At 39.9% G+C, this 1252-nt stretch carries 1 protein-coding gene; it reads left to right on the forward strand.

All coding sequences use genetic code 11. The features are described from left to right. Positions 1-1145, forward strand: a 1145-nt coding sequence (locus LRA01S_RS10535; protein ID WP_061775556.1) for an ISNCY family transposase, incomplete at its 5' end; no start/stop codon positions are given. Between the last annotated feature and the right edge of the window lie 107 nt (positions 1146-1252).

A 1252-nucleotide genomic window follows, 5' to 3' on the forward strand; every position in this document is an offset into this window, starting at 1 on the left:
ACCTAGCCCCAAACATCAAACACTTTACTGAAATATTAGCCGAAATTGAGGACATTCATTACTCTGACACAACCATACGCGCAATCATCTATAGCGATGGCTTACTCTCTCCCAAGTCCCAAAGAAAAACGAGAAGAAGAATCAAAGCACGACGCAAGAAAAAAGCAAGTGAGACACTAGAAACAGCCCTACTTCCTAAAGCACATGAAAGATTAGAACTAGTCGAAAAAGCACACCCAAGCAGGCCTAGAAAGAAATACAGAGGTGAGTTACTACAAATGGACGCTAGCTCTTATCAATGGTTTGGTGGACAAATCACACATCTCCATGTCGCAATAGACGATGCCTCTGGAAACATCGTAGGGGCCTATTTTGATACACAGGAGACACTAAAGGGTTATTACCATGTCTTGCATCAAATCCTTTCGAAACATGGCATTCCTGTTGCTTTCTTGACAGACAAGCGAACGGTTTTCGAGTATCACAAAAAAGCGACCCAAAAAATGGAAGACGATACTTTAACACAGTTTGGCTTTGCTTGTCATCAGTTAGGGATTGATATCAAAACGTCGTCTATCCCTCAAGCTAAAGGACGAGTAGAGCGCTTAAACGGGACGTTACAATCAAGATTACCGATTGACCTACAAAGAGCCGGGATTACAACGATTGAAGCTGCTAACGACTTTCTAAGCAAATGGGTGAGACAGTTCAACCGAAAGTTTGGCAATAAAACAAAAGAGACCGTTTTTGAACAGGCCCCTTCAGCTTCTAGGATTAATTTATTTCTAGCTCGTGTGGCGAAACGTGTCGTTGACAGTGGCCACCACATTCGCTATAACAATTACTTCTACTTACCAATTAAGGGAAATCAAGAAATGTACTTTACTAAAAAATCTAAGGCACTTGTGATTGAAGCCTTTGACGGTCATATTTACATCAATATTGAGGACAAGATTTATACCTCAAGAAAGTTACTAGACCATGAAATTTACTCACAGGAGTTTGATCAAGCGCCAGAAAACAAAAAAGAAAGACCCAAGTATATTCCCCCACAATCTCACCCGTGGAAACTTGTATCTTTCGAAAAATATCTCAGAAGAATCGGTAAGACGCTCCTGGAATATCAAGCTGAAAAATCAGCCTAACTTCGAACTCAATGATAGCAAAACTGAACTCTAAAAGCAAATTTTGATTTAGCAAAATGTAACTCATGTTTCCACTTTTTTTGGGACATTTTCAATTTCGCTTGACA

The sequence above is a fragment of the Pseudolactococcus raffinolactis NBRC 100932 genome (genome assembly GCF_001591765.1).
Classification (GTDB): Bacteria; Bacillota; Bacilli; order Lactobacillales; family Streptococcaceae; genus Pseudolactococcus; species Pseudolactococcus raffinolactis.